The 26,944-nt window shown below is 67.0% G+C and carries 23 protein-coding genes; 11 read left to right on the top strand and 12 right to left on the bottom strand.

Annotated features, from left to right (window positions below):
* Nucleotides 1-189 precede the first annotated feature (189 nt).
* A complete protein-coding gene (locus AC6CH3_RS21635) occupies nt 190-1,365 on the top strand; it encodes a zinc-dependent alcohol dehydrogenase (protein ID WP_498134382.1) in 1,176 nt (391 codons plus the stop codon).
* Nucleotides 1,366-1,423: 58 nt separating this feature from the next.
* On the opposite strand, the gene AC6CH3_RS21630 is transcribed toward AC6CH3_RS21635, so the two are convergent.
* The 7 genes from AC6CH3_RS21630 to AC6CH3_RS21600 form a co-directional block, all read right to left on the bottom strand.
* Nucleotides 1,424-2,221, bottom strand: coding sequence for an SDR family oxidoreductase (locus tag AC6CH3_RS21630; RefSeq protein WP_498134381.1), 798 nt, complete (start codon nt 2,219-2,221; stop codon nt 1,424-1,426).
* Between the two features lie 40 nt (nt 2,222-2,261).
* Entirely contained in the window at nt 2,262-2,618 is a 357-nt protein-coding gene (locus tag AC6CH3_RS21625) for a VOC family protein (RefSeq protein WP_400581619.1), read from the bottom strand.
* A gap of 44 nt (nt 2,619-2,662) precedes the next feature.
* Entirely contained in the window at nt 2,663-3,826 is a 1,164-nt protein-coding gene (locus tag AC6CH3_RS21620) for a serine hydrolase domain-containing protein (RefSeq protein WP_498134380.1), read from the bottom strand.
* 163 nt (nt 3,827-3,989) lie between these two features.
* Entirely contained in the window at nt 3,990-4,802 is an 813-nt protein-coding gene (locus AC6CH3_RS21615) for a bifunctional allantoicase/(S)-ureidoglycine aminohydrolase (RefSeq protein ID WP_498134379.1), read from the bottom strand.
* Complete coding sequence (locus AC6CH3_RS21610; RefSeq protein ID WP_498134378.1) at nt 4,799-6,103, bottom strand: DUF6986 family protein; 1,305 nt, start codon at nt 6,101-6,103, stop codon at nt 4,799-4,801. The genes AC6CH3_RS21615 and AC6CH3_RS21610 overlap by 4 nt, the downstream gene beginning before the upstream one ends.
* 3 nt (nt 6,104-6,106) lie before the next feature.
* Nucleotides 6,107-7,705 (bottom strand): malate synthase A, encoded by a 1,599-nt coding sequence (gene aceB / locus AC6CH3_RS21605; protein ID WP_498134377.1) that lies wholly within the window; start codon nt 7,703-7,705, stop codon nt 6,107-6,109.
* Nucleotides 7,706-7,730: 25 nt separating this feature from the next.
* Nucleotides 7,731-9,206: an NAD-dependent malic enzyme gene (locus tag AC6CH3_RS21600; RefSeq protein ID WP_498134376.1), complete on the bottom strand. Its 1,476-nt coding sequence runs from the start codon at nt 9,204-9,206 to the stop codon at nt 7,731-7,733.
* A gap of 235 nt (nt 9,207-9,441) precedes the next feature.
* Between AC6CH3_RS21600 and AC6CH3_RS21595 the strand changes: the two genes are divergently transcribed.
* Nucleotides 9,442-10,197, top strand: a complete 756-nt coding sequence (locus AC6CH3_RS21595) for an IclR family transcriptional regulator (RefSeq protein WP_205652443.1) — start codon at nt 9,442-9,444, stop codon at nt 10,195-10,197.
* Between the two features lie 84 nt (nt 10,198-10,281).
* On the opposite strand, the gene AC6CH3_RS21590 is transcribed toward AC6CH3_RS21595, so the two are convergent.
* Together AC6CH3_RS21590 and pucL are read right to left on the bottom strand one after the other, a co-directional pair.
* Nucleotides 10,282-11,763, bottom strand: coding sequence for a nucleobase:cation symporter-2 family protein (locus tag AC6CH3_RS21590; RefSeq protein WP_498134375.1), 1,482 nt, complete (start codon nt 11,761-11,763; stop codon nt 10,282-10,284).
* A gap of 165 nt (nt 11,764-11,928) precedes the next feature.
* Nucleotides 11,929-12,837, bottom strand: a complete 909-nt coding sequence (pucL, locus tag AC6CH3_RS21585; protein ID WP_498134374.1) for a factor-independent urate hydroxylase — start codon at nt 12,835-12,837, stop codon at nt 11,929-11,931.
* Nucleotides 12,838-13,199: 362 nt separating this feature from the next.
* Here pucL and AC6CH3_RS21580 point away from each other — a divergent pair, with 362 nt between their 5' ends.
* A complete protein-coding gene (locus tag AC6CH3_RS21580; protein ID WP_498134373.1) occupies nt 13,200-13,397 on the top strand; it encodes a hypothetical protein in 198 nt (65 codons plus the stop codon).
* Between the two features lie 161 nt (nt 13,398-13,558).
* Here the strand turns inward: AC6CH3_RS21580 and ligD are convergent, their stop codons facing one another.
* Together ligD and AC6CH3_RS21570 are read right to left on the bottom strand one after the other, a co-directional pair.
* The gene (gene ligD, locus AC6CH3_RS21575; protein WP_498134372.1) at nt 13,559-14,803 is read right to left on the bottom strand and encodes a non-homologous end-joining DNA ligase; all 1,245 of its coding nucleotides are present in this window, start codon (nt 14,801-14,803) and stop codon (nt 13,559-13,561) included.
* 101 nt (nt 14,804-14,904) lie between these two features.
* Nucleotides 14,905-16,293 carry an 8-oxoguanine deaminase gene (locus AC6CH3_RS21570; RefSeq protein WP_498134371.1) on the bottom strand — a complete coding sequence of 463 codons (1,389 nt, stop codon included), beginning with the start codon at nt 16,291-16,293 and terminating at the stop codon, nt 14,905-14,907.
* 394 nt (nt 16,294-16,687) lie between these two features.
* Here AC6CH3_RS21570 and AC6CH3_RS21565 point away from each other — a divergent pair, with 394 nt between their 5' ends.
* The 7 genes from AC6CH3_RS21565 (at nt 16,688) to AC6CH3_RS21535 (ending at nt 25,761) form a co-directional block, all read left to right on the top strand.
* Nucleotides 16,688-17,179, top strand: a complete 492-nt coding sequence (locus AC6CH3_RS21565) for a nucleoside deaminase (protein WP_498134370.1) — start codon at nt 16,688-16,690, stop codon at nt 17,177-17,179.
* A gap of 14 nt (nt 17,180-17,193) precedes the next feature.
* Nucleotides 17,194-18,741 (top strand): NCS2 family permease, encoded by a 1,548-nt coding sequence (locus AC6CH3_RS21560; RefSeq protein ID WP_498134369.1) that lies wholly within the window; start codon nt 17,194-17,196, stop codon nt 18,739-18,741.
* 178 nt (nt 18,742-18,919) lie between these two features.
* Entirely contained in the window at nt 18,920-20,266 is a 1,347-nt protein-coding gene (locus AC6CH3_RS21555; RefSeq protein ID WP_498134368.1) for an XdhC family protein, read from the top strand.
* Nucleotides 20,257-21,192 (top strand): FAD binding domain-containing protein, encoded by a 936-nt coding sequence (locus tag AC6CH3_RS21550; RefSeq protein ID WP_498134367.1) that lies wholly within the window; start codon nt 20,257-20,259, stop codon nt 21,190-21,192. Before AC6CH3_RS21555 ends, AC6CH3_RS21550 begins: the two co-directional genes overlap by 10 nt.
* A gap of 2 nt (nt 21,193-21,194) precedes the next feature.
* A complete protein-coding gene (locus tag AC6CH3_RS21545) occupies nt 21,195-24,098 on the top strand; it encodes a molybdopterin-dependent oxidoreductase (RefSeq protein ID WP_498134366.1) in 2,904 nt (967 codons plus the stop codon).
* Nucleotides 24,099-24,105: 7 nt separating this feature from the next.
* Nucleotides 24,106-25,086 (top strand): aldo/keto reductase, encoded by a 981-nt coding sequence (locus AC6CH3_RS21540; protein WP_498134365.1) that lies wholly within the window; start codon nt 24,106-24,108, stop codon nt 25,084-25,086.
* Between the two features lie 3 nt (nt 25,087-25,089).
* Complete coding sequence (locus AC6CH3_RS21535) at nt 25,090-25,761, top strand: uracil-DNA glycosylase (protein ID WP_498134364.1); 672 nt, start codon at nt 25,090-25,092, stop codon at nt 25,759-25,761.
* On the opposite strand, the gene nboR is transcribed toward AC6CH3_RS21535, so the two are convergent.
* On the bottom strand, nt 25,758-26,381 hold the full coding sequence (nboR, locus tag AC6CH3_RS21530; RefSeq protein WP_498134363.1) for a nicotine blue oxidoreductase: 624 nt from the start codon (nt 26,379-26,381) through the stop codon (nt 25,758-25,760). The two genes, AC6CH3_RS21535 and nboR, sit on opposite strands and share 4 nt — an antisense overlap.
* 151 nt (nt 26,382-26,532) lie before the next feature.
* Here nboR and AC6CH3_RS21525 point away from each other — a divergent pair, with 151 nt between their 5' ends.
* A complete protein-coding gene (locus AC6CH3_RS21525) occupies nt 26,533-26,727 on the top strand; it encodes a YegP family protein (RefSeq protein WP_498134362.1) in 195 nt (64 codons plus the stop codon).
* Nucleotides 26,728-26,944 lie beyond the last annotated feature (217 nt).

Below are 26,944 nucleotides of genomic sequence, written 5' to 3'. Positions count from 1 at the left end.
GACAGTTCCTACGCTAGGAGCCTTCGGTCGCTGAAACAAGAGAAAGGGAAGGGGGCTTACCTTTTGCCATCGGGCGCCGGAGTGCTACCTTGGCTGTGCGGCACAACTAATAAGCATGCTGACCTTTACTGCGGGCCGGATGGGCCCTGCTGTCGGAGGAACTCGTTTTGCGGCTGAAGGAAGGGACCCATGAAGGCACTGACCTGGCAAGGCAAACGCTCGGTGAGCGTGGAAGAAGTTCCCGATCCCGTGATTCAGGAGCCCACGGACGCCATCATCAGGATCACCTCCACTGCAATCTGCGGTTCGGATCTCCACCTCTATGAGGTGCTGGGACCCTACATGCACAAGGGGGACGTCCTGGGCCATGAGCCCATGGGCATCGTGGAGGAGGTGGGGGGCGCCGTCACCTCGCTCGCCAAGGGCGACCGCGTGGTGGTTCCGTTCAACATCGCGTGCGGGCGCTGCTACATGTGCAGCCAGGGTCTGCAGTCACAGTGTGAGACGACCCAGGTGAAGGAAAAGGGTTCAGGGGCCGCGTTGTTCGGCTACTCCGAAATGTATGGCTCCGTTCCGGGCGGCCAGGCGGAATACCTGCGGGTCCCGTTTGCGGACTATGGCCCGGTCAAGGTCGGCCATGAGCTCCCGGATGACCGCTACCTGTTTCTGTCCGACATTCTTCCCACGGCCTGGCAGGCCGTGAAGTACGCGGATGCTCCGGACGGCGGCATCCTCGCTGTTTTCGGGCTCGGGCCAGTCGGACAGTTCTCGGCGAGGATCGGAAATCACCTGGGCCTGCGGGTCATCGGGGTGGATCCCGTGCCGGAGCGCCGGGAGATGGCTGCACGGCACGGCGTCGAGGTCTTGGACTATTCCAAGGGCATCGGCGATGAGCTGCGGGAACGGACCGGCGGCCGCGGGCCGGATGCAGTGGTGGATGCCGTCGGCATGGAAGCCCACGGTTCTCCCGTGACGGGGTTCGCGCACCAGGCATTGGGTCTCCTGCCGGACAAGTTGGCGCAGAAGGCCATGGAAACCGCCGGCGTGGACCGGCTCGCGGCCCTGCACGCCGCCATCGACGCCGTCCGCCGTGGCGGAACCGTGTCCCTGAGCGGCGTGTACGGAGGCATGGCCAGCCCCATGCCGCTGCTGACCATGTTCGACAAGCAGATCCAGCTTCGGATGGGTCAGTGCAACGTCCGCCGCTGGACGGATGAGCTGCTCCCGCTGGTGGAGGACGACGCCGATCCGCTGGGCGTCATGGATCTGGTCACCCACCGTGCGGGGCTGGCCGGGGCGCCCGCGCTGTATGAGAAGTTCCAGAAGAAAGAGGACGGCTGTATCAAGGTCGTCCTGCAGCCTTAGGGCACCCCAATGTGACCGGGCTTTAGCAGAGGGGTCCGGAAGTGCGGCTGGCGGGGGACTAGTTCTCCCGCCAGTCGTGGCTCGTTATGTGGGAGCCTGCCTGCGGGCCCATCTGGAGCATTCCGCCGTCGACGGCCCATGATGCCCCCGTCACGTAGCTCGACGCCGGTGACGCCAGAAACGCGATTACGGCGGCAACCTCCCGGGCATCGCCGGGCCGTCCCAGCGGAACACCGGGCCGGTCCTTGGTGGCGGGGTCCTCATCGGTCTGGCCCGTCATGGGAGTGGCGATTTCGCCGGGAGCCACGGAATTGGCGGTGATGCCGAATTCCGCAAGCTCCAGGGCAATGGTTTTGATGAGGCCGCCAAGGCCGTGCTTGGAGGCATCATAGGCCGAGGAGCCCACCCGCGGCTGTGTCTCGTGGACGCTGGTGACGGCGATGATGCGGCCGCCCCGTCCGGCATCGACCATCCGCCGGGCCGCCGCCTGGATGCACAGGAAGGCGCCGTTCAGGTTGGTGTCCATGGTGTTCGACCAGGTCTCGTAGTTCAGCTCGAGGAATTTTCTACCGTCGCCGGTTCCGGAATTGTTGACGAACACATCCACGCCGCCGAGTTCCCCGGCAAGCCCGTCAATGACGCCGGCGCAGCCCAGCAGGTCAGTGGTGTCCAGTTGCCTGACCACCGCATTGCGGCCGGCGGCGCGGACCTCGTCCGCGGTTTTTTCGGCGCCGTCCTGGTCAGAGTGCCAGGTAATGCCGACGTCGAGTCCGGCTTTCGCGAGGGCCACTGCCGTGGCCCGGCCAATTCCGGAATCGCTGCCCGTGACAATGGCGGTGCGCGGGGAAAACTCCATGGTGTCTGTCCATTCCTTGGCTGGCTATATGGAGGCGCTGTCAGGCGGCGGCGTCGACGACGCAGAAGCGGTTCCCGTCAGGGTCTTCCAGGACGATGAAATCGGGGTCCTCCGGGTAAAGGTCCCAGTCCACCTGCGAGGCCCCCAGTCCCAGGAGCCGCTCCACCTCGCCCGCCTGGTTGTCGGCATACAGGTCCAGATGGATGCGCGGATGTTGCTGTACGGGCGTTTCGCTGAGCATGAGGGCGAGCCTGGCGCCTTCGCCCTTCTGCGGTATCAGGACCACCCAGGTTTCATCGCCCTCCTCCCGGGGGACATAGCCGAGGGCATCACACCAGAAGGCGGTGGCACGGGCGACGTCGTTGACGCCGAGGACAGTTGTTCCGATCGTCAGCATGCTCTCATGCTTGCGTGCGGGTGTTCGTGATGCAAGGGGCGCGGTCAGCACATGCTGTTCAGTGTCTGTTCGGCGACGTCCATCATTTCCAGGACCAGCGGGTTGCTTCCCTCCAGGAAGGGCGCCGGCGGATAGGTGAGGGCCACGGTCACCTGCCTGGTTCCGTCCGCGCTGGTCATCGAGACGGTGCCGTAGCCCAGGAGGTCTCCCTGATGGCCGTAGGCGAAGCCGTTGGTGCAGGTGTCGTTCCAGATCCACAGGCCGAGACCATAGAATCCGGCGGTGTTTGACGTCTGCATCTCCTTCAGCGTGGCGGGCTTCAGGAGCTTCCCCTGCATGAGGGCTGAATAAAACGTGCTCATGTCCTGCACCGTGGATATCATGCCCGCGGACGGGGACCCTATGAGAATTGCCGGGGACGTCACATCCACGCGTTGGTCCTCAATGACCAGATAGCCGTGTGCCATGGCTTCCGGCACGGTCCTGGCGCCGATCATGTAAGTCCCGGTCATCCCCAGCGGACCGGTGATCTGCTCATGGATGACGTCACCGATCGGCTGCCGCCTGAGCCTCTCCACCAGCAGCGCCAGCGCCACGTAGTCCGATGCCGAATAATCGAATCCCTGGGCGAGCCGTTTCTCCCACGTCGTCCTCCCGGCCCATGCAAGCCGCTCGGCCAGGCTGAGCCTGGTGTTGATCACTTCCTTCAACGGCTTGGACTGGATCAAGGCCGCCGCATAGTCCGGCATTCCCGACGAATGGCTGAGCAGATCGCGCACGGTGACCGGAAATGGCGGATTCACTGTGCGGCCAAGGTCCGGCAGGTGATCACTGACAGCGTCGTCGAGGCGAAGCCGGCCCTCCTCCACGAGCTTCAGGACGGTCACGGCCACCATGGACTTCGTCACGCTGGCGACTTGAACGGGATCGGTGAGCTGCGCCGGCTCCTTGGTCTTGAGGCTCCTGACGCCGATCGCGCGGGACCATTCTTCGCCCTTGTTCTTCACGTGCATCAGGACGGCCGGTGCCCCGTCGTCGATCATCGTCCGGCCGAACAGTTCAAGGTCCCGCAAAGCACCGGCGGAAGTTGATGGCTCCTCAGGAGGATCCGGCGCGGCAGTGCAGCCGCCGAGGGAGGCGGCCAGCACTGCCGCAGACATGGCCGCAGCGCACCGCAGGATGGAGACCGGAAGCCTGAACCCTGGCATGCCATCAGATCCTTCAGCAGTGCCGGCGCTGGACCCACCACAGGGAGGCCAGCCTGCCGGCACCACACATGCTCCTCGCGCGCCTTGAGGAGGTCAAGGGCCGGATGCCGCTGCCGGCGTCGCCGGAAAGGCTCAAGATCCCGGCGGGACAGGGGGCGACCGGCTAGGTCAGGCGGATCTGGCGGTTGACGTCCTTGTAGAGCAGGTAGCGGAAGTTCCCGGGGCCGCCGGCGTAGCAGGCCTGCGGGCAGAAGGCGCGCAGCCACATGAAGTCCCCGGCTTCCACCTCCACCCAGTCGTCGTTCAGGCGGTAGACCGCTTTGCCCTCGAGGACGAAGAGCCCGTGCTCCATCACGTGGGTTTCCGCGAACGGAATGGACGCACCCGGCTTGAACGTCACGATGTTCACGTGCATGTCGTGTGCGAGATCGTCCGGGTCCACGAAACGGGTGGTGGCCCAGGCGCCGTCGGTGCCGGGCATGGGCCGCGGCTCGACGTCCTGGTCGCGGGTCACGAAGGACTTGGCCGTGAAGCCTTCCAGCGGTTCGTAGGCCTTGCGGACCCACTGGAAGCTGGCGATTCCGTCGGAGGAGTTGCTGACGGACCAGTCGGCGCCGGCCGCGAGGTAGGCGTAGCCGCCCTCCTCAAGGTGGTGGATTTCGCCGTCGAGGCTCAGGTCCAGCTTGCCCTTGGTGAGGAAGATGACGCCTTCGACGCCGGCCTCCGCCTCGGGCTTCTGGGATCCGCCGCCGGGAGCCACCTCAACGATGAGCTGGGAGAACGTGGTGGCGAAGCCGGCGATGGGCCGGGCGATGATCCAGGCGCGGGTGTTGGTCCAGCCGGGGAGGTTGGAGGTGACGATGTCCCGCAGCACGCCCTTGGGAATGACGGTGTAGGCCTCCTTGACCACGGCCCGGTCGGTCAGGAGCTGGGTCTGCGGCGGCAGGCCGCCCTCGGGGAAGAAGTAGTTGCTCATGAGTGTGCTCCTTGCGGTGTAGACGAGAGGGGGGAGGTATGTGCGGCGAGCCGCGGGTGGGCCAGGCCAGTAAGCTGGGGCAGTCCGACGCCGGCAAGCGCCAGTACTTCTTCGGCACCTGCCGCTCCGCATTGGACGCCGCGCAGCACGAACGCCGCCAGTGCCCGGGCCGTGGCGGGCTCATCCATGACCCCGCCCTCGGTCTGCTCGACGTAGTTGCGGAGGCGTGCCGCTGCGGCCGGAAGCCCCTGGCGGTAGAACGCGTAGGTGGCCGCGAACCGGCTGGGCAGCTGGGCCGGGTGCAGGTCCCAGCCCTGGTAGTAGCCGCGCTCGAGGGACCGCCGCACCAGCCGGCCGTGCAGCTGCCAGGCGTTTTCCACGTTGTCGCCAACGGGAATGATGTTGGTGGAGCCGTCCGAGAGCCGGATACCGGTCCCTGCCACGGCCAGCTGCATGACCTCCTTGGCGAAATCCGCCACCGGGTGCTCCATGGACTGGTACTCGGCCGAAATCTGCAGCGATGCCGAATAGTCGTATGTGCCGTAGTGCAGCCCGCTGATCCGGCCGGGAACAGCGGAGGGAAGCTGGGCGACGGGCGCGGTGCCGTCCGGGCCGAGGATGAGCTGGGGCGTCTCCACCTGCACCTCGAACCGGAGCCGGCCGGCGGGGAGCGAGTGGACTTCCTCCAGCCGGGAGACCGCATAGTCCATCGCCTGGACCTGGGCCACGGTGGTGACCTTGGGCAGGGTGAGGACCAGCCCCTCGGGCAGCTCGCCCGCCGCAGCCAGGCCGGACACGAAGAGGTCCAGTGTGCGCAGGCCGCGGGCGCGGGTGGGTGCCTCGAAGCATTTGAAACGGATCCCGATGAAGGGCGGCGCCGACCCCGCCGCAACTGCGGCGGCCACAGCGGAAGCCGCGGCAACAGCGGCGGCGTCCTCGGCGTCGTCGCCCCTGTCCCCAAAACCGTCCTCGAAGTCGAGGCGGAGATCCTCGATCGGTTCGCTGCCGAGTTTGGCCTCCGCCCGCGGCGCCACGGCCTCAGCGAGCTCCGCGTCCTGGCCGAGCAGCGCGCCCAGGTGCGCGAGGCCGCCGTGGGCGGCCGCCGTCGCCAGCGCCTGGGCGCCCCAGTCGGCAGCGAACGACGGCGTGAACCGGTCCGCGGGGACGTACACCGTGTGAACCGGCTGGCGGGAGCCGTCGTCGCCCGGGTAGTTCTGCTCCAGCAACCGGTCGGTGGCCGCCAGCTGGGAGTCGATCCGGGCGAGATCGGCCGCGCCGAGTGATGGTTCGGGTACCGCCATGCCTCAGCCCACCAGTTCGTAGGCCGGCGTGGTGAGGAAGTCCGTGTAATCCTCGGAAAGGCAGATGTCCGCGATCAGGCTGCTGGCGGGCCGGTAGTAGCGTTCGAAGGCTTCCTCGCCCACTTCGCCGCGCAGCTTCTCGGTCTCCTCGGCCAGGATCTTCGTGACCAGCTCGCGCGTGACCGTGTTGCCGGTGTCGGCCAGGACCACCTTGTTGCGGATCTGCTGCCACACCTGCGAGCGGGAGATCTCCGCCGTCGCGGCGTCCTCCATGAGGTTGTGGATGGCCACCGCACCGTTGCCTGAAATCCACACTGCCGTGTAGGCGACGGCGACGTAGAGGTTCAGGCGCAGCCCGGCCTCCGTGACCTGGCCGTCGGCCGAGGCGATGTCCAGCAGCTGGCCGGCGGTGACGGAGACCTCCGGGCGCTGCTTATCCAGCTGGTTCGGGCGCTCGCCGAGAACGGCGTCAAACACTTCACGGCAGACGGGAACGAGGTCCGGGTGGGCCACCCAGGAGCCGTCGAAGCCGTCGTTCGCCTCGCGGGTCTTGTCCGCGCGGACCTTCTCGAAGGCCTGGGCTGTGACTTCGGGTTCGCGGCGGTTGGGGATGACCGCGGCCATGCCGCCCATCGCGAAGGCGCCGCGGTGGTGGCAGGTCTTGACCAGCAGCTCCGTGTAGGCGCGCATGAACGGCGCCGTCATGGCCACGGTGGCGCGGTCCGGCAGCACGAAGCTGGCACCGGCGTCGCGGAAGTACTTGATGATGCTGAACAGGTAGTCCCAGCGGCCGGCGTTCAGCCCGGAGGCGTGGTCGCGGAGTTCGTAGAGGATCTCGTCCATTTCGAACGCCGCCGGGATGGTCTCGATCAGCACGGTGGCGCGGATGGTGCCCTGGTTGAGGCCGAGGAAGTCCTGCGCGAAGACGAACACGTCGTTCCACAGGCGGGCCTCGAGGTGGCTCTCCATCTTGGGCAGGTAGTAGTACGGGCCGTGGCCGTTGAGCACCAGCTGCTTGGCGATGTGGAAGAAGTGCAGGCCGAAGTCCACGAGGGCGCCCACGGCGGGTTCGCCGTCGATCAGCAGGTGCCGTTCCTCCATGTGCCACCCGCGGGGGCGGGCCACGACGACGGCGAGCGGGGCATCTGTGCGGAGCCGGTATTCCTTGCCTTCCGGGGAGGTGTAGCTCAGGGTCCCGGTGGCGGCATCACGCAGGTTCAGGATGGCGTCGATGACGTTGGCCCACGTGGGGGTGCTGGCGTCCTCGAGGTCGGCAAGCCACACCTTGGCACCGGAGTTCAGCGCGTTGATGGCCATTTTGGCGGGCGAGGCGGGGCCGGTCATCTCGACCCGGCGGTCCCGCAAGGCGGCCGGTGCCGGCGCAACCTTCCAGTCGCCGTCGCGCACGTCCTGGGTGTCCGGCAGGAAATCGAGGCTGCCGGTCCGGGCCACGTGCTCGCGCTTGGCGGCCCGGGCCTCGAGGAGGTCGGCGCGGGTGCCGGCGAAGCGCTTGTGGAGCTCTTCGACGAACGCCAGGGCCTTCGGGGTGAGAATCTCCTCGGCCCGCTCGATCGGCCGGGGGTCTGTGACTGTGATAGCCATTGTTGGTCCTTTCCAGGGCTGCTAATCAGGCGTCGGCGAAGGCTGCTGTGGGTGCGGCAGCAGGTGCTGCTGCTTCCATTGTGTCCTCCATTGCCGCCGGTGAGGTGTGGACACCGGCTGCTGCGTGGGCCGCGGCGGCCACGGCGGCCGCGACGTCTCCGGCCACGTGGGGGTCGAACACGCTGGGGATGATGTAGCTGGCGTTGAGCTCATCGTCGGCAACGCGGTTGGCGATGGCATCCGCGGCGGCCACCAGCATCTCGGGGGTGATGTCGGAGGCGCCGGCGTCCAGCAGCCCGCGGAAGAAGCCGGGGAAGGCCAGCACGTTGTTGATCTGGTTGGGGAAGTCGCTGCGCCCGGTGGCCACGACGGCTGCATGGCGGGAGGCGACGGCGGGGTCGATTTCCGGCGTCGGGTTGGCCATGGCGAAGACAATCGCATCCTTGGCCATCGAGGCGACCTGCTCCTCGCCGATCACGTGCGGTGCGCTGACGCCGATAAACACATCGGCGCCGCGGAGGGCCTCGTGCAGGGTGCCGGAGAATCCCTCCTCGTTGGTATTGGCGGCGATCCAGCTGCGGTGCTCGTCGTTGTACTGCTCGCCGGAGTGGATGGCACCGGAGCGGCCGGCGGCCACGATGTGCCTCGCGCCCTGGGCCTTGAGCAGCTGGATGATCGCCGAGCCGGCGGCGCCGACGCCGGAGACGACGATCCGCACCTCGTGGAGCTTCTTTCCGACGACGCGCAGCGCATTGGCGAGGGCGGCGAGCGTGACGATGGCGGTGCCGTGCTGGTCGTCGTGGAAGACCGGGATGTCGAGTTCGTCGCGGAGCCGGTTTTCGATCTCGAAGCAGCGGGGGGCCGCGATGTCCTCGAGGTTGACGCCGCCGTAGACCGGGGCGAGGGCCTTGACGATCCTGATGATCTCTTCGGTGTCCTGGGTGTCCAGGCAGACGGGCCAGGCGTCGACGTTGGCGAACTGCTTGAACAGGGCAGCCTTGCCTTCCATCACGGGAAGCGCGGCGGCCGGGCCGATGTTGCCCAGGCCAAGAACGGCCGAACCGTCGGTGACCACGGCGATCGTGTTCCGCTTGACGGTGAGGTTCCGGGCGGCGTCGGGGTTTTCCGCAATGGCGAGGCAGACGCGGGCGACGCCGGGGGTGTAGGCGCGGGAAAGGTCGTCGCGGTTGCGCAGGGCCACCTTGGGGACCACTTCGAGCTTGCCGCCCAGGTGCATCAGGAAGGTGCGGTCCGAGACGTTCCGGACCGTGACGCCGTCGAGGGCGTTAAGGGCGTCCTTGACCCGGTTGGCGTGGTCGTCGTCGGTGGTGTTGCAGGTGACGTCCACAACCAGGGTCTCGTGGTGGGACTCGGTGACGTCCAGGGCCGTGATGGCCGCTCCGGCGGCGCCCACGGCTGCGGCGAGTTCGCTGGTGGCGGTGAAGCTGGACGGCGCCTCGACGCGCAGGGTGATCGAATTTCCGGGGCTCGGATTCGCCATTGAGTGTCCTCCTGGTTGGGCCCATCGCTGGGCTTGGCTGTCGCCGCTAAATGTTTTCGTATTATGGATATTATTATCTACTTTATGGAAACACAAGCCCCTGCCTCCTCTATTCCGTGCATCGGTTGCCTGCATCGACGCGGACCCGGCCGTACTGTATGTTGGGATTTCTAAGCAGTTCTTTTCACAATGCGGATAAGAGTTGTCGCAATCTACACCTGCAGGAGACCACGGAATGGCCGAGAAAGCCGCGGGAGGCGTGCAGTCCGTTGAGCGCGTCTTCGAACTTTTGGAACTCATCACGGATGCCGGGGGAGACGTCACGCTCAGCGAGCTCTCGTCCTCCACAGACCTGCCGTTGCCCACGATCCACCGCCTCCTGCGCACCCTCGTCACGCTCGGCTACATCCGGCAGCTGCCGAACCGCCGCTACGCCCTGGGGCCGCGGCTGATCCGCCTCGGCGAGGGCGCCAACAAGCAGCTCGGCGCCCTGGCGCGGCCGCAGCTCAAGTCCCTCGTGGACCGGCTCGGCGAGACATCCAACATGGCCGTGCTCGATTCGGACATGGTCATCTACGTGGCCCAGGTCCCGTCGCTGCATTCCATGCGCATGTTCACCGAGGTGGGCCGCCGCGCTCATACCCACGACACCGGCGTGGGCAAGGCCATCCTCGCGCAGCTTGACGACGAGGCCGTCCGCGGGATTGTGTCCCGGACCGGCATGCCCACGCCCACGCCCAAGAGCATTGGTGACATCGACGCCCTGCTGGCGGACCTGAAGCTCATCCGCGAGCGCGGGTACTCCATCGATGAGGAGGAGCAGGAACTCGGTGTCCGCTGCTTCGCCATGGCAGTGCCGAACGCGCCCACCCCAACGGCCATTTCCGTGTCCGGGCCGGTGTCGCGGGTGGACAAGTCCTTCGCCGATCGCGCCGTGCCGCTGCTCCGCGAAGCGGCCCAGGCGATCTCGGACGAGTTCAACCAAAACTGACCTGCTCCTTGAGCGCGAACAAGCACGTAATGCCCCCAAATCTCGGATTTGGGGGCATTACCTGCTAGTTCGCGCTTTGGTGGGTCAGTGCTCGGACGCGGAGGAAGCCTGGATGGGGACTTCCTTGCCGTCGCAGTCAATCAGCTTGCCGCCCTCGAAGCGGTCGCCGTCGGCCAGGCACTGCAGGTCCTCCTCCCGGACCACGCGCCCGGTGCCGGCAACAAAGACCGACTGGTTCTCCGAGTTGCCTGCCTTGAGGTGGTTGAAGAGCAGGTTCAGCAGGATGGCCATGACAGCGGCCGAGCTGATGCCCGAGTGGAAGATGGTGCCGAACCAGGACGGGAACTGGTCGTAGAACGCCGGGGCGGCAATCGGGATCATGCCGAACCCGATGGAGGCCGCCACGATGATCAGGTTCATGTTGTTCTTGTACTCCACTTTGGCCAGGGTCCGGATGCCGCTGGCGGCAACGGTTCCAAAGAGTACGACGCCGGCACCGCCCAGGACGGGGGTCGGCACCGCTGCAACGACACGGCCAAGCACCGGCAGCAGGCCCAGGATGACCAGGATGAGGCCGCCGGCGCTCACCACGAAGCGGCTCTTGACGCCGGTGATGGCCACCAGGCCCACGTTCTGGGCGAAGGCGCTTTGGGTGAAGGAGTTGAACAGCGGGGAGACGGCGCTGGAGAGCATGTCCGCCCGCAGGCCGTCCCCGATGCGCTTGGAGTCCACCTTGGTGCCCACGATCTCGCCCACGGCAATGATGTCCGCTGACGTTTCGGTGAGGGTCACGAGGATGACGATCAGCATGGAGATGATGGCGGCGGCCTCGAACGTGGGCGGACCAAAGGCGAACGGGGTGGGGAAGGCGACGATTTCGCCCTGGCCCACCTTGGAGAAGTCAGCCATGCCGAAGATGAAGGCGATGACCGTGCCCAGGACCATGGCCAGCAGGATGGAGAGGCGGGAGATCGCTGCGCTGCCCACTTTGCTGAGCAGGAGGACGATTGCCATGGTGGCGGCGGCCAGGCCGATGTTGGCCATGCTGCCGTAATTGGGTGCCTTGCTGTTGCCGCCCATGGCCCAGTTGGCCGCCACCGGCATCAGGGTCAGGCCGATGGTAGTGATGACCGTACCGGTGACCACCGGCGGGAAGAACCGGATGATCTTGGAAAACAGCGGCGTGATCAGCAGGCCGATCAGCGACGCCGCAATCACCGAGCCAAAGACCGCCTGGATCCCGCCGCCGCCGTGGACGATTGCAACCATGGTGGAGACGCCCGCGAAGGAGACGCCCTGGACCAGCGGGAGCTGGGAGCCGAAGAACCGGATGCCGACGGTCTGAAGGATCGTGGCCAGGCCGCCGACGAAGAGGCAGGCGGCGATGAGCAGGCCGATGTCCTGTGATGACATGCCGGCGGCCGCACCAATGATCAGCGGCGGGGCAATGATGCCTCCGTACATGGTGAGGACGTGCTGGAACCCGTAGGCAAACGTGGCCCCAAGGGACAGTCTCTGGTCTTCGGGGCGGGCGGCCGCTGTGCGGGCTTTTTTCTTGGTGTTCATGGCAGACTTTCTTGGTTCATGGCAGACGCCTTCGTCTGGCTAACAATGTCTGGCTAACAGGGTGTTCTGAAGTGCTGGGCCGGTGCGGAGTCTGCACCGGCAGGGTGCCCGCGCCGGGACATCCCTGAGGGGATGGAGACTCCCGGCGCGGATGTGTAACCGCGTTTAGCAGAAGCCGGCGATTCCGGACCAGGCGATTTCCGCCGGGGCAGCGTCTTCGCGCTGGACCGTGGCCTCGATCAGGCCGTAGGGCCGGTCGGCCGCGAAGAAGACCTCGTTGGGGTTGTCCAGGCCAAACGGCGAAAGGTCCACCAGGAAGTGGTGCTTGTTGGGCATCGAGAACTTGATCTCATCGATCTCGTTGTGCGCCTCAAGGACCTTGGTCCCCATGTCGAACAGGGTCTGCTGCAGGGCGTGGGAGTACTTCTCGGTGAACCCTTCGAGCAGCAGTCCCTTGATGTCCTCATAGCTCTTGTTGAAATCAAAGGTGCTGAAGTCCGTGCCCGCTTTGAACCGCCAGCGTGCGGAGACGTCGGTGGCGAGGATGCGGTCGGTGGTCTCCGGCAGGGTGGTGTATTTGTCCTTCGGGTACCCCACGAAGCCGGACTGCGTCGATTTCAGGACAGTCAGGTCCTTGAGCCCGGAAATGAGGTGGGTTTCCGTCCCGTCCTTCACGAGAACGGCCGTGCGCACCTCCTGGCCGTTGCGCACGAAGGAGTGGTCGTGCCCGGCGCCGTGGGCCTGGATGCGGTCCCAGCTGTAGGACTCGGCCTCCCAGCGTCCGCCGGTGACCCAGCCGAAGCTTGAAGTGAAGTGCTCGCCAAGGCGCAGCAGGAACGCCTCCGGAGAGCCGATGCCATCCTTGGCGAAGGCGTAGATGGTGTTCTTCTGGGTGTCCGTGGCCACGACGTGGCTGTTATCGCCCTCGAGGTGGGCGGCGGCGAAGTCGCCACGGAGCTGTGAGGTGACGTTCAGGTCTTCGATTTCGTGGCGGTCCGTGTCCCGGGTGATTTTGACGACGCGGACTTCAGCCTTGCCGTACTGGTTCTGGCCGAGGATGATTTTGCTGCTCATTGGTCTGTTCCCAACTTCCGTGAGGTGGAACCGAGGTTCCATCATTGAAATTAAGCGCGCGTTTCAGGCGCGTTTCCGATGGCGCCGACCCAACAAAAAAGAGCCGGCATCCAGTGATGCCAGCTCATTACGACCCTGCCTGCTGCTCCCAGGTTACGTGACCTAGGCCACGAATTGCTTACAAGCGTAGCCCAGCCAGTCCGGTGGTGTACATCACTTTCTGAAATTTGTGATTGTGACCGTCTGCCCGCAGGGCCTCTTGACGGTGGGCTGCCGGCGCCGTACGCTTTTCGTATAGCAAAATAATTATTCCGAAATGCGGAATAGCTCGCTCGGAAGCATCTTAGGAAAAGGAGGATCAGATGTCCCCGCAGGACCAGTACCCGGCCGCCCAGGCCACAGCGTCGGCCAAGCCAGCCGCCCCTTCAGTCCCGGAGTTCTACCTCCCCCGTGGTGGCGGATCGGATCCGGATTTTTACCTTCCCGCGGACCGTGCACACGCGCCCGGCCCGATCTCCCGCTGGATCCATCGGCTTCCGGTCTTCGGCAGGCGGCCGTAAGCACGCGGACGTAGCCGGGCGCTGGCGACACTCGAACCGCTGCATGACGCGCAAATGGTCTGGCGACACCGGAATTCAGGTGTCGCCAGGCCATTTGCGCGTCGCCGGACCAATTCCGTGTCCTCAGGTTCCACCCGTGCGCGGAGTGCGCGCCGTCGGGGTCAGGCCCCTGGGCGGCCCGGCCACTCTTTGCCCGCCCATGGGTCGTAATCAGCGATGAGCTCCTCCTGCGGCGGACGCTCCGCTTCGGGGACGTGCTGCAGGTTCACCCGCACCCTGTACCAGAGCGAGCTCGATCCGCGCATCCCGTCGACCAGCACATCGGCGGGGTGCAGGGCAGGGACCACGTCCGCATGCCGGGACTTCCACTCGTCGAGCGCGGCCAGCGCCTCGGGTTTGGTTTTGGTGCGGGCCACCTCGATGAGCGGCATCACCGACTGCCGGCGGCCGGAGCTGTCACCACTGCGGGGCGGCTTGTCGGCGGGACCGAGCTCAGCAGCCAAGGCGAGAAGCCCGTCGAGCGTGCCGACCGCGTCGTCGATGCCGGCATGAGGGTCGCCCACGTCTGCGAAGCGCTCAGGCACTGTCCGCACCGTGAACTGTTCCGGCCGGGCGGAACGGACCTCGTGCCAGGCGAGCGGCGTCGAGACCCGGGCATCGGGCAGGGGCCGGACCGAGTACGCCGATGCCACGGTGCGGTCCTTCGCATTCTGGTTGAAGTCAACGAACACACTCTCGCCACGCTCCTCCTTCCACCACCGCGCGGTGGCGAGGCCCGGAGCGCGGTCTTCGACTTCCCGGGCAAGGGTCTCGGCAGCGAGCCGCACGTCGCGGTATGACCACTGCGGTGCGATGCGCACGAGAATGTGGAGTCCCCGCGACCCGCTCGTCTTTGGCCACCCCACGAGTCCGACGTCGTCGAGGACCTCCTGCGCGACGTACGCGACGTCGACGATCTGGGACCAGTCGACCCCCGGCATTGGATCGAGGTCGACCCGGAGCTCGTCTGGGTGCTCGAGGTCCTCGGCGCGCACCGGATGCGGGTTGAGATCGAGGCAGCCAAGATTCACCACCCATGCCAGGCCCGCGCCATCGCGGATCACGGCTTCCTCCGCCGACGTCCCGGACGCGTAGTGCAGTGTGGCCGTGTCGATAAAGTCGGGGTGGTTTTCGGGCACGCGCTTCTGAAAGAACGGCTCAGAATCGATGCCCTTCGGGAAGCGCTTGAGCACCATTGGCCGGCCACCCGCGCCACGCAGCGCGCCATCTGCGACGGCCAGGTAGTAGCGCACCAGGTCGAGCTTTGTCAGCCCGGGCTTTGGGAACACCACCTTGTCCGGACTCGAGATGCGGACCTCGGTGCCGTCAATGGTGAGGATCTCGGCCGGCGTCTTCGACGGATTCATGCCGCCACGCTAGCAGCAGGCCCACACCATTTCGATGGTTCCCTGCACACTCGATGGTTTGAGCCAGCGTGTGAGCAGGGAACCATCGAAACGGCGGAGAATCAGCCGGCGATCAGCCTCCGCGCCGCCGCTGAATGCTCTGCGATGAGCCGGCCGAGGTCCAGTCCGGGAATCTGTCCGTCCACCACCCGCCACCGGCCGCCCACCATCACCCGGTCAGCGCGGTCCGCGGCGCACAGCAGCAGGGCTGCGACGGGATCGTGACTGCCGGAGAACCGCAGGTCATCCAGCCTGAAGAGCGCCAGATCAGCCTGCATCCCGGGAGCCAACTGGCCGAGATCGCTCCGCCCCAGTACTGCCGCCGATCCGCGTGTGGCCCAGCCCAGTGCCCGCTCCACCGGGACCTGCGCGCCGTAGCGCAGCCGCTGCAGGTACAGCGCCTGCCGCGCCTCGAGGATCATGTTGGAGGCATCGTTCGACGCCGACCCGTCCACTCCCAGCCCCACGGGGGCTCCCGCGTCCTCAAGTTCCAGGACGCGCGCGACGCCGGACGCCAGCCGCATGTTGGAGGTCGGGCAATGCGCGACGGCGGTCCCTGCGGCCCCCAGCCGGGCGATCTCGGCATCGTTGAAATGGATCCCGTGCCCCAGCCATGTCCGCTTGGTCAGCCAGCCCACGCTGTCCAGGTAGTCCACGGTGCGCAGCCCGAACATCTCCCGGCAGAACTCCTCTTCGTCCAGGGTCTCGGCCAGGTGTGTGTGCAGCCGGACATCCAGCCGTTCGGCCATCAGTGCGCTCTCGGCCATGATTTCCTTCGTGACCGAAAACGGCGAGCACGGTGCCAGCGCTATCTGGATCACGGCACCCTCGCCACGTTCGTGGTACTGCCCGATCAGGCGCTCGCTGTCGGCCAGGATCACTTCCGGCGCCTGTACCGTCGACTGCGGCGGCAGGCCGCCGTCGTTCTCTCCCAGGCTCATGGAGCCGCGGGTGAGGGTTGCCCGCATTCCCAGCCGGCGGACCACCCCGACCTCGATGTCGATGGCGTCTTCCATGCCTGCCGGGAACAGGTAATGGTGGTCGGCCGCCGTGGTGCAGCCGGAGAGTAGAAGTTCGGCGAGGGCCACCGTGGCGGCGAGTTCGAGATCCCGCGGCGTGAGCCGCGCCCAGACCGGGTAGAGGTTCTGCAGCCACGGGAACAGCGGGGCGTTGGCTACCGGCCCCCACGCCCGGGTCAGCGTTTGATAAAAGTGGTGATGCGTGTTGATCAGGCCCGGCAGGAGCACGTGGCCGCCGGCGTCGAAGATCTCATCGCAGGGCGCGGACGGATATTCGCCTGCGCCAAGCACCTCGGTGATCCTGCCTCCGCAGACCACCACGCCGCCCGAGGCGTCAAGGGTGTTGGCGGAGAAGGCGGCGAGCGGATTGCGGATCCAGAGCCGGGATCCGGCGTCCGTGGGTGTAACGGGGTGCGATGCTGCTTGGGCCATGGTGGGTTCCTGTCTGAGCGTGCCGAATGAAATGCCAGCTCAGTGGTGCCCTGTCTGCTGATCCAGGGGTCCGCCGGCGGTGCGGCGGTAGGGCCAGCGTAGGGTCGGCAATCGGGTACGTCAACGCACCTGATTGTGACCACGAATTGCCAGAGCCCAGGGTGACGATTCGGAAACCCAGATTTCACATCACGAAATTAACTTTTCAAAAACTATGGCGCAGGCCACACTCCGATGCTAATCTCGATGTTGCCAAAGGCGGGCACCCGGAGACCGGGAAGCTATCTACCAGGCGCAACTAAACCTTCAAAGCACATGCTGAAGCCTGGTATCCGTCGCAACTGGTATTTGATCCCGCCACGGGGTACCGGCTTCCACTCCAAGGGAGCGCATCATGAGTACCACCGTCACGGCCGAACAATTCCTGGCCAGGTCCATCGAGCTTGCAACCGCGAACGTCCTCAACAGCGGAGGGCCGTTCGGCGCGGTCATTGTCACCGCCGACGGCCAGGCGTTCGACGGCGTCAACCGCGTCACCGCCACCAACGATCCCACCGCCCACGCCGAGGTCACGGCGATCCGCCGGGCCTGCAGTGAGTTGGGCACCTTCGACCTTCGCGGAGCCACCCTCTACAGCAGCTGCGAGCCCTGCCCCATGTGCCTGTCCTCGGCTTTGTGGGCACGCATCGACCGCGTGATTTTCGGAGCGGACCGTCAGGATGCTGCCTCCGTCGGCTTCGATGACGCCGTTTTCTACGAGTACTTCGACAACGCAGACCGGGACGCCCTCATGCCGGTCGCCAAGCTGGGGCTCGAAGGCACCTCCCCGGCCATTCTCGAGCCGTTCACCACGTGGAACACGCTCGATTCCAGGATCGACTACTAGAGGCTGTGGTTCCAATGACCATCCTGGACACGACCCCCGACGGCCCCGAGACCACGGCCACGCACGCCACGCCCAAGCCGGGCCGGCAGCCCGCACAGTCCGGAACGGATCCCAGGAACCGGCCCCCGGCGCCGAACGCCTTCCTGGACCGCTTCTTTCACATCACCAAACGCGGCTCAACCCTGGCACGCGAACTGCGCGGCGGGCTGGTCACGTTCTTCACCATGGCGTACATCGTCATCCTCAACCCCCTGATCCTGGGCGGCTTCAGCGCAGACAACGCACCAACGGATGTGGCCGGCGGCTGGCTGTCCGCTGCACAGGTCGGCGCGGTCACGGGGCTCACGGCCGGCGTCATGACCATCCTCTTCGGGCTGATCGCCAACCTGCCCTTCGGGCTCGCCGCCGGACTCGGCATCAACTCCTTCCTCGCCGTCGCCGTCATCCAGGAGGTCACCTGGGCCGAGGCCATGGGGCTCGTGGTCATCAACGGCGTCCTGATTGTGCTGTTCGGCGTCACCGGCGCGCGGACCGCGATCTTCCGGGCCGTACCGAAGGAGCTCAAGGCAGCGATCACCGTGGGCATCGGCCTGTTCATCGCCTTCATCGGCTTCGTGGACTCCGGCTTTGTCCGCTCCACAGCGGGCGGGCCTCCGGTCCAGCTGGGGGATAACGGCTCCATTACCTCCGTGCCCACCCTGGTGTTCATCGTGGGCCTGCTCGCCATGGGCATCCTCGTCGCCCGCAAGGTGCAGGGCGGGCTGCTGATCGGCATCGTGGCCACCACGGTGCTGGCCGCCGTCGTCGAAGCCGTGTTCCACATCGGTCCGGCCACCAAGGACAACCCCGGCGGCTGGCACCTGAACACGCCGGTCCTTTCAGGCCAGCTGGTTTCGGCGCCGGACCTGGGCCTGGTTGGCCAGTTCGACCTCTTCGGTGCGTTTGGCAGGATCGGTGCGCTCGCGGCCACCATGCTCGTCTTCACCCTGGTGTTCACCAACTTTTTCGACGCCATGGGCACCATGACGGGGCTTGCCAAGAGTGCCGGCGTAGCCCACAAGGACGGGACCTTCCCGCGGCTCAAGTCGGCCTTCATCGTGGAAGGCGTCGGCGCAGTGGCCGGAGGTGCGACCTCGGGATCCTCCAACACCGTGTACATCGACTCGGCGGCGGGTATCGGGGAAGGCGCCCGCACTGGGCTGGCCTCGGTGGTCACCGGCGTCCTGTTCCTCGGCTCCATGTTCCTCACCCCGCTCACCAGCGTGGTGCCGCTGGAAGTGGCCGCCGCGGCGCTGGTTGTGGTGGGCGCGATGATGATGGCGCAGATCCGCGAGATCAAGTTCACCAAGTTCGCCGTAGCGCTGCCCGCCTTCCTGACCATCGTCACCATGCCGCTGAGCTACTCGATCGCCAATGGCATCGGCGTGGGCTTCGTGTCCTGGGTGGTAATCGGGGCGGCCTCCGGCAAGGCGAAGAAGATCCATCCGCTGATGTGGGTGGTGACCGCGGGATTCCTGGTCTACTTCGCCCGGGGGCCGGTCAGCGCGCTGCTCGGCGCGTAGGGGCCGGCATAGACCGGACCGGGACAGGCAGATGGGGGCTGTCCCGGTCCACCTACCCTCACACCCTTCCATTCCGCCGCAACCCAACTGATGCCCCGCCGCCGGTGATGCTTTCCCCGGCCACTGATAGGAACGAGAATATGGAAAATACCGCAGCCCAGGAAAAGGGAGTGCTGCCATGCTGGATCTGATGCCGTCCCTCGCCGGGTGGTTGCCGGCCGCCTCGGGACAACGGTGCGCAGTTGCCACCGTGGTGGGAGCCAGCGGCTCCGTGCCACGCCCCATGGGCACCTCCATGATGGTGTCTGAGTCAGGCGAGGTCCTCGGCAGCCTCTCCGGCGGGTGCGTGGAGGGGGCAGTCGTTGAGGCCGCGCTGGATGCAATGCGCGACGGCGGCACGCGGCTTGAGCTGTTCGGCTACAGTTCTGCGGACGCTTTCGCGGTCGGCCTTACCTGCGGGGGCCAGCTTGAGGTCCACATCGAACCCCTGGACGCGCTCGGCGGACCCCACCTTGGCGAACTGCTGCAGCAGCAGGCGCCGGAGAGTCCGTTGGCACTCATCCGCCGGGTGGACCGCAATGGGAGCGGGGCCGTCGTCATTCCGGATCCGTCCACATTCAAGGCAACCGAATCCGCCCCGCTGGCTGCACTCCTCGGCCTTAACGGCCCGCTCCGCGGCACGAAAAACGGACGCGGGCCGAAAAAAGGAGGGGATGCCGGCGCCACCGGCCGCGCATTGGGGGCGGCCGGAGCGCAACTGGACCCCTTGCTGCGGGCAGGACGCACCGGACTGGTCCGGCTGGCACCCGCCGGAGGCTGCTTCACGGCGATACCCGGCCGGGACGGCTCAGGCATCCTGCAGCCGGAGCCCGTCACGCTCTTGGTGGAAAGCCGCCTGCCGCCGCCGCGCATGCTGGTGGTCGGCGCCAACGACTTCGGGGCGGCCCTGGTGCCGGCGGCGAAGCTCCTCGGGTACCGCGTGACACTCGTGGACGCGCGCCCTGCCTTTGCCTCCCAGGACCGTTTTGAGGCCGCGGACGATGTGGTGGCGGAGTGGCCCCACCAGTACCTCGCGGCTGAGGCAGCCGCCGGAAGGATCGACCCGCGTACGGCCATCTGCGTGCTCACCCACGATCCCAAGTTCGACATTCCGCTGCTGGAAAAGGCGCTCGCACTGGACGTGGCCTTCGTCGGAGCGATGGGCTCGCGGCGCAGCCACCGCCAGCGCGTGGACGAACTTCTGGCCTCGGGCGTAACGCCGGAACACCTGGCCCGCCTCCATTCGCCCATCGGGCTCGACCTGGGAGCCGTCACACCGGCGGAGGTGGCCGTTTCGATCACGGCCGAGCTGATAGCCGCCCGCACCATCACCGCCTGCGGCGGGGCCGCCACGTATGCCCCGTTGCGGGACGGCGCCGGCCCCATCCACCACCCCGGCGCAGACATTCCCACAGGAGGCACCTGCACGGAGGGCACCTCCACAGAGGGCACCTCCAGAGAAGGACACGGCACGCCATGGACATGAACACGATCGAGGCCGTGGTCCCCACGACGGACCCCGCCGAATGGCGCGCCGGCGACGCCTGGCTCGCGGGCGGCACCGTGCTGTTCTCCTACGGCAGCTACGCGTTCGGCGCCGAGCCGCTCCGGCGGCTGCTGGACCTTGGCTCGGCGGACTGGCCGGCCATCACGCTGACGGAAAACGGCATCGAATTGGCTGCCACGTGCACAGTCGCGGAGCTGTATGCCCTTCCGGACTCGGCGCAGAGAGCCGGCAGAGCCGGTGCGTGGCCCGGCCTTGATCTCATCCGCCCCTGCTGCGATTCCTTTGTGGCCTCCTTCAAGGTGTGGAACATGTCCACGGTGGGCGGCAACCTCTGCACTTCCCTGCCGGCAGGGCCCATGATCTCGCTCTGCGCCGCCCTCGACGGCACAGCCAGCATCCTCGGCCCGGGCGGCTCAAGCAGGGAACTGTCCGTGACGGACCTGGTGACGGGGGACGGGCAGAACGCGCTGGCACCCGGGGAGCTGCTCCGCAGCATCCGGCTCCCCGCCGCTGCACTGTCCGCACGCGTGGCGTTCCGCCGCCTCTCACTCAGTAACCTCGGCCGTTCCGGGGTGCTGCTAATTGGAAGGCTCGACGACGGCGGGCAGCTGACGCTCACGGTCACCGCCGCAACGAAACGGCCGGTACAGCTGCGGTTCGGCCATGTGCCGGACGCCGCCGAACTCAGCCACGGGCTGGACGAAGCCATCCCGGACACCCTGTACCACGACGACATCCACGGGCTCCCCGAGTGGCGCCGGGACATGACGTACCGGCTTGCCGAGGAGATCCGCGGCGAACTTGCCGCACCGGAAGGCGCCCGGCCCGGGGCAGTCTCCGGCGACTTCTGGCCGCCGGAACGGCACGCCCCCCACACACCGCCCGCCCCGAAGAAAGACGCCTGAGCATGACCATCGACATCAACGGAGTACCCGCCGGCACGGCGCCGCGCCCGGGCCAGTGCCTGCGCACCTTCCTGCGCGAGCAGGGCAACCTGGGCGTCAAAAAGGGCTGCGACGGCGGCGACTGCGGAGCATGCACGGTGCACGTGGACGGCACGCCCGTGCACAGCTGCATCTATCCGGCAGTGCGCGCCGAAGGCCATGCCGTGACCACCATCGAGGGGCTGGCCGCCACAGCGGGAAACTCGGGCACCGGGAATGAAAGCGCCGTGAATGAAGGCGCCGGGAATGCCGGCACCGCGGGGAACACCGCCCTGCATCCGATGCAGCAGCAGTTCCTGGACCGGCAGGGCTTCCAGTGCGGCTTCTGCACTGCCGGCATGATCATGACCGCCGCGACTTTCGACGAAGCCCAGAAGGAGAACCTGCCCCGGAACCTCAAAGGCAACCTTTGCCGCTGCACGGGCTACCGCGCCATCGGGGACGCCATCTGCGGACGCGAGGGGCATCCGGACCCGCAGGGCCCGGGATCCGGTGTCGCCGGGAAAGGCCAGCCGGAGCCGACGCCAGGGCAGCTCGGGGACGATGTGCCCGCCCCGGCCAGCCGCGCCGTGGTTACCGGCCAGGCCCGCTACACGCTGGATGTTCCGGCAGATGAACTGCAGGGATTGCTGCACCTGAAGCTGCTGCGCTCGCCGCACGCGCATGCCCGGGTGGTCTCGATCGACGAGGCCGCGGCCCTGGCGGTTCCGGGCGTGGTGGCCGTCTTCACCCATGAGGATGCGCCGGCCCAGCTGTTCTCCAGCGCCCAGCACGAGCTTTACACGGATGACCCCGATGACACCCGGCTGCTGGACGACGTGGTGCGGTTCCGCGGGCAGCGGGTTGCCGCCGTCGTGGCCGAATCGGTGGCGGCGGCGGAAGCGGGCGTCCGAGCGCTGGACGTGAGGTACCAGGAACTGCCCGCAGTGTTCACGCCCCAGGACGCCATCCTGCCCGGAGCGCCGGCGATCCACGGTGACAAGGACGGCGCCGCGGCAAGGATCAGCCGGCCCAAGGAGAACGTGGTGGCCGAACTGCACTCGGAACTCGGCAGCGTGAAGGCCGGATTCGCGGAGGCCGACGTCATCCACGAGCAGACCTACCGGACGCAGCGTGTGCAGCACGTGGCCCTTGAAACACACTCCTCCATCGCCTCCGTGGACGAGGACGGGCGGCTGCACATCCGCACGTCGAGCCAGGTACCGTTCCTGGTGCGGCGCACGCTCTGCCGCCTCTTTTCGCTGCCGGAGGAGCAGGTCCATGTGGTGGCAGGCCGTGTGGGCGGCGGGTTCGGCGGCAAGCAGGAGGTGCTCACAGAGGACATCGTGGCGCTCGCGGCCCTGAACCTGAAACGGCCGGTGCAGCTCGAGTTCACCAGGACCGAGCAGTTCACGGCCAGCACCACCCGGCACCCGTTCACCATCCGGCTCAAGGCCGGCGCAGCGAACGACGGCCGGCTCACGGCACTGCAGCTGGACGTGCTCACCAACACGGGAGCCTACGGAAACCACGCCCCGGGTGTCATGTTCCACGGCTGCGGGGAATCCCTGGCCGTGTACAAGTGCGCGAACAAGAAGGTCGATGCCCAGGCGGTGTACACCAACACCGTTCCCGCCGGAGCCTTCCGCGGCTACGGCCTGAGCCAGATGATCTTCGCCATTGAATCCGGGATCGACGAACTGGCCGCAGGCATCGGCATGGACCCGCTCGAATTCCGCCGCCGCAACATGGTCCGCGAGGGCGATGACATGCTCTCCACGCACTCCGAGCCGGAAGAGGACGTCCACTATGGCAGCTACGGGCTGGAGCAGTGCACGCGGCTCGTGCAGGACGCCCTGGAACGAGGCCGTGACCGGTACCGCGCAGCCGGGCTGGACGACCTGGGGCCGGATTGGGTCACCGGCGAGGGTACCGCGCTGTCCATGATCGACACCGTCCCGCCGCGGGGGCACTTCGCCCATGTGAAGCTCAGGCTCCTGCCGGACGGGACGTACGCCGCCGACGTCGGGACTGCCGAATTCGGCAACGGCACCACCACGGTCCACGCCCAGCTCGCGGCCTCCGCGCTGTCCACCTCTGCGGCGCACGTGGCCGTGCGGCAGGCGGACACGGACCTCATCGAGCACGACACAGGCGCGTTCGGTTCTGCCGGCACGGTGGTGGCAGGCAAGGCCACGCTCGCCGCGGCAGAGGAACTGGCGGTAAGGATCCGTGCATTCGCCGCCGGGGTCCGCCAGCTCCAGGCGTCGGGCTGCGTGCTCGACGGCGACGCCGTGGTTTGCGAGGGGACCCGCGTGCCGCTGTCGGAACTCGCGCACGAGGCCGCACAGGCCGGCGTCGAGCTCGTGGCCGAAGGGCGCTGGGGCGGCACGCCCCGGTCCGTCGCGTTCAACGTCCACGGTTTCCGGGTTGCCGTCAACACCGGCACCGGGGAGCTGCGGATCCTGCAGAGCGTGCAGGCCGCAGACGCCGGCGTCGTGGTGAATCCGCGGCAGTGCCGCGGCCAGATCGAAGGGGGCATCGCCCAGGCGCTGGGCGCCGCGCTGTACGAGGAAGTCAGGGTGGACGACGGCGGCCGCGTCACCACGGACATCCTCCGCCAGTACCACATCCCGTCCTTCGCGGACGTGCCGCGCAGCGAGGTGTATTTCGCCGAGACGAACGACAAACTGGGACCGCTCGGTGCGAAGTCCATGAGCGAAAGCCCCTTCAACCCCGTGGCGCCTGCCCTGGCCAATGCCATCAGGAACGCCACCGGACTGCGGTTCGCCGAACTGCCGATCGCGCGGGACAAGATCTATCTGGGACTGAAGGAGGCCGGACTCGTCCCGTCACCAACAAGCCCGAGCCTTTCAGGCAACATATAGTCGGGGAATGGAACAACGGACTTTAGGCAAAACCGGACGGGACGTCTCCGTCGTCGGACTTGGCACGTGGCAGCTCGGTGCGGACTGGGGAAACGTTGACCCGGCGCAGGCCCGGGCCGTCCTGGCCGCCTCGGCGGAAGCCGGCGTGACGTTCTTCGACACCGCCGACGTCTACGGGGACGGGCGGAGCGAACAGGCCATCGGGGCATTCCTGGCGGACAATCCGGGGCTGGAGCTTACTGTGGCCACGAAGATGGGCCGCCGGCTGGAGCAGCAACCGGAGAACTACAACCTCGCCAACTTCCGCGAGTGGGTGGACCGCTCACGGCGCAACCTGCGTACTGACTCCCTCGACCTGGTCCAGCTGCACTGCCCGCCCACCGCCGTCTACAGCAACGCAGAGGTCTACGACGCACTCGACACCCTCGTCTCCGAAGGCGCCATCAAGAACTATGGCGTCAGCGTGGAGCGCACCGACGAGGCCCTCGAAGCCATGCGCCACGAGGGCACCGCGTCCGTGCAGGTCATCCTGAACGCCTTCCGGCTCAAGCCGCTGGATGAAGTGCTTCCCGCCGCCAAGGCCGCCGGCGTGGGAATCATCGCGCGCGTGCCCCTGGCGTCGGGGCTGCTGTCAGGCAAGTACACCAAGGACACGTCGTTCGCCGCGGACGACCACCGGAACTTTAACCGCAGCGGCGACTCCTTCGACGTCGGCGAGACGTTCTCCGGCGTGGACTACGAACTGGGCCTCAAGGCCGTGGCCGAATTTGAGCAGCTGGTGCCGGAGGGGGCCAGCACCGCACAGGCGGCCATCGCCTGGATCGTGGCCCAGGAGGGCGTCACCTCGGTCATCCCCGGAGCCCGCACTGTGGAGCAGGCGCAGTCCAACGCAGGCGCGGCCGGTGTCCCTCTCGGCGAGGAATTCGACGACGGAGTGCGCTGGATTTACGATCACTACTTCCGCGAAGCAATCCACCCCCGCTGGTGACCTGTGGCGTCGTCGGGCTTCGAAGGCTTTATTGACCGGCTCGCCGCCGTGAAAACCCCGGCCGGTTGCACTAACTTCTTCGACCACTCAACGTCCGCGAACGCCCTGCGCCGTCAAAATCTGGCGGCGTATTTCGGGGAAATGCGTCACCGGGCGCCGAAGGTGCTGCTGGTGGGCGAAGCTCCGGGTTTTCGCGGCATGAGGATTACCGGCATTCCCTTTACCAACCGCACCATGCTCCAGGGGCCCGCCAATCCCCTCGGGCTGTTCGGGCCAGGGAAAGGCTACGTGCTGCCGCCCGACGCCGCCGGCGTCGCAGCGGAGCCGACGGCGACCGTGATGTGGGAGATCCTGGCCGAGCTCGACGTCCTCCCTGTGCTGTGGAGCGCCTGCCCGTGGCATACACATGTGCCGGGACAGCCCCTGTCCAACCGCACACCGACGCCCGCTGAGGCGGCTTTGGGCAACCCGTTCTGGCAGGAGCTGACCGAACTTTTTCCCATCGAAACAGTCGTGGCAGTGGGAAACGTCGCGCACCGCAGCCTCCACGGCAGCGGCCTTGACGTGCCAAAACTTAGGCACCCCTCCCATGGCGGCAAGGCCCGCTTCAAAGAGGGGCTGCAGGAACTTCTCGCAGCGGGCATGCTGCAGCAGGTGCACCAGCAGTCCAACTAGTCGAGCAGGTGCAGCTGGTCCGGGGTATCGAGGTCTTCCCCGCCGGGCTGAGCTGAGCCCGGAGGCGGGGTGCAGTCCACCAGGTCGACCAGCTCGGGGTGGACCCGCAGGAAGTGCCGGGCACCGGCGTCGCCCGCCGCGGAGGCCGCGGCTTCCGCGCGCAGCGTTGCATCCAGGAGCAGCGGATGCCCGCGCCGGAGCTCGCCTGAGGCATCAGGGTAGGCGGCAGCCGTGACACGCCCGGGCCGGTGGGCCTGCAGCAGCCGAGCCACGGTATCCGGCGTCAGTCCCGGCTGGTCCACGAGGGCCACAAGCACATGGTCCCCGGGCCGGGCGGTGGCGAGGCCCAACTTCAACGAACTGCCCATCCCGGATGGCCACTCCGCGTTGTCCACCACGGCATGCCGGCGGAGGTCGGTTGACGCCCGCACAGCCGCGGCGCCTGCGCCGAGGACCACCACCACCTCGCGGCAGCCGCCGTCGGACAGCACGTCCGCCAGCACCTCAACGAGGGTACGTCCCCGGAACGGCAGCAGGGCCTTCGGACCGCGGCCCAGCCTGGTGCCGGCCCCCGCCGCGAGAAGGACGGCGGTGGTGGCCGGCGCGGGGTTGTCTGCCATGTCCCCACCTTAGGACGGGCGTTGGCACCTGGAAAACTACCGGCTGGTAGGGGTGGTTACTCCAGTTAGTGGTCGCTAACCTCGTAAATGTCGTGTTGGCAATTGGGGGCTACAGGCGGCTGCAAGGGCGCGGCCGTTAGAAGGAGCGCAGATGGCAGGCACATTTGAAATAGTAAGCGCGGGACAGGGAACGTTCCGCTTCCGACTGAAGGCAGACGACGGCACCCTGGTTGCCGTTTCACCGAGTTTCCCGAACATCAAAGCAGTGGTGGCGGGCATTACCGCGGTCCGCGAAAATGCGGCCACCGGGTTTGTCGTAGACCAGAGAACTTCTCGGGCAAGCTGAGTCCCAGCGCATTCATTGGGACGGCGACGGCGGCCCTCACCGGAAGGTGGGGGCCGCCGTTCTGTGTGATCCGCGGGGAGTCCGGCGCCGTTAGGCGTCGCCCCCTGCTCCGCCGGTGGTGCCCGCGTTGACGTCGAGGAGTTTGTAGCGGTCCATGGCGTACGACGGCGCCCCCTCCTCGACCTCGCCCCTCGCCGCAAGCAGCTGCAGGGTCTTC

The sequence above is a fragment of the Arthrobacter sp. GQ119 genome, assembly GCF_059759125.1.
Note: the sequence above shows the minus strand (reverse complement) of the source record. Positions and strands in the feature narration are given on the sequence as shown.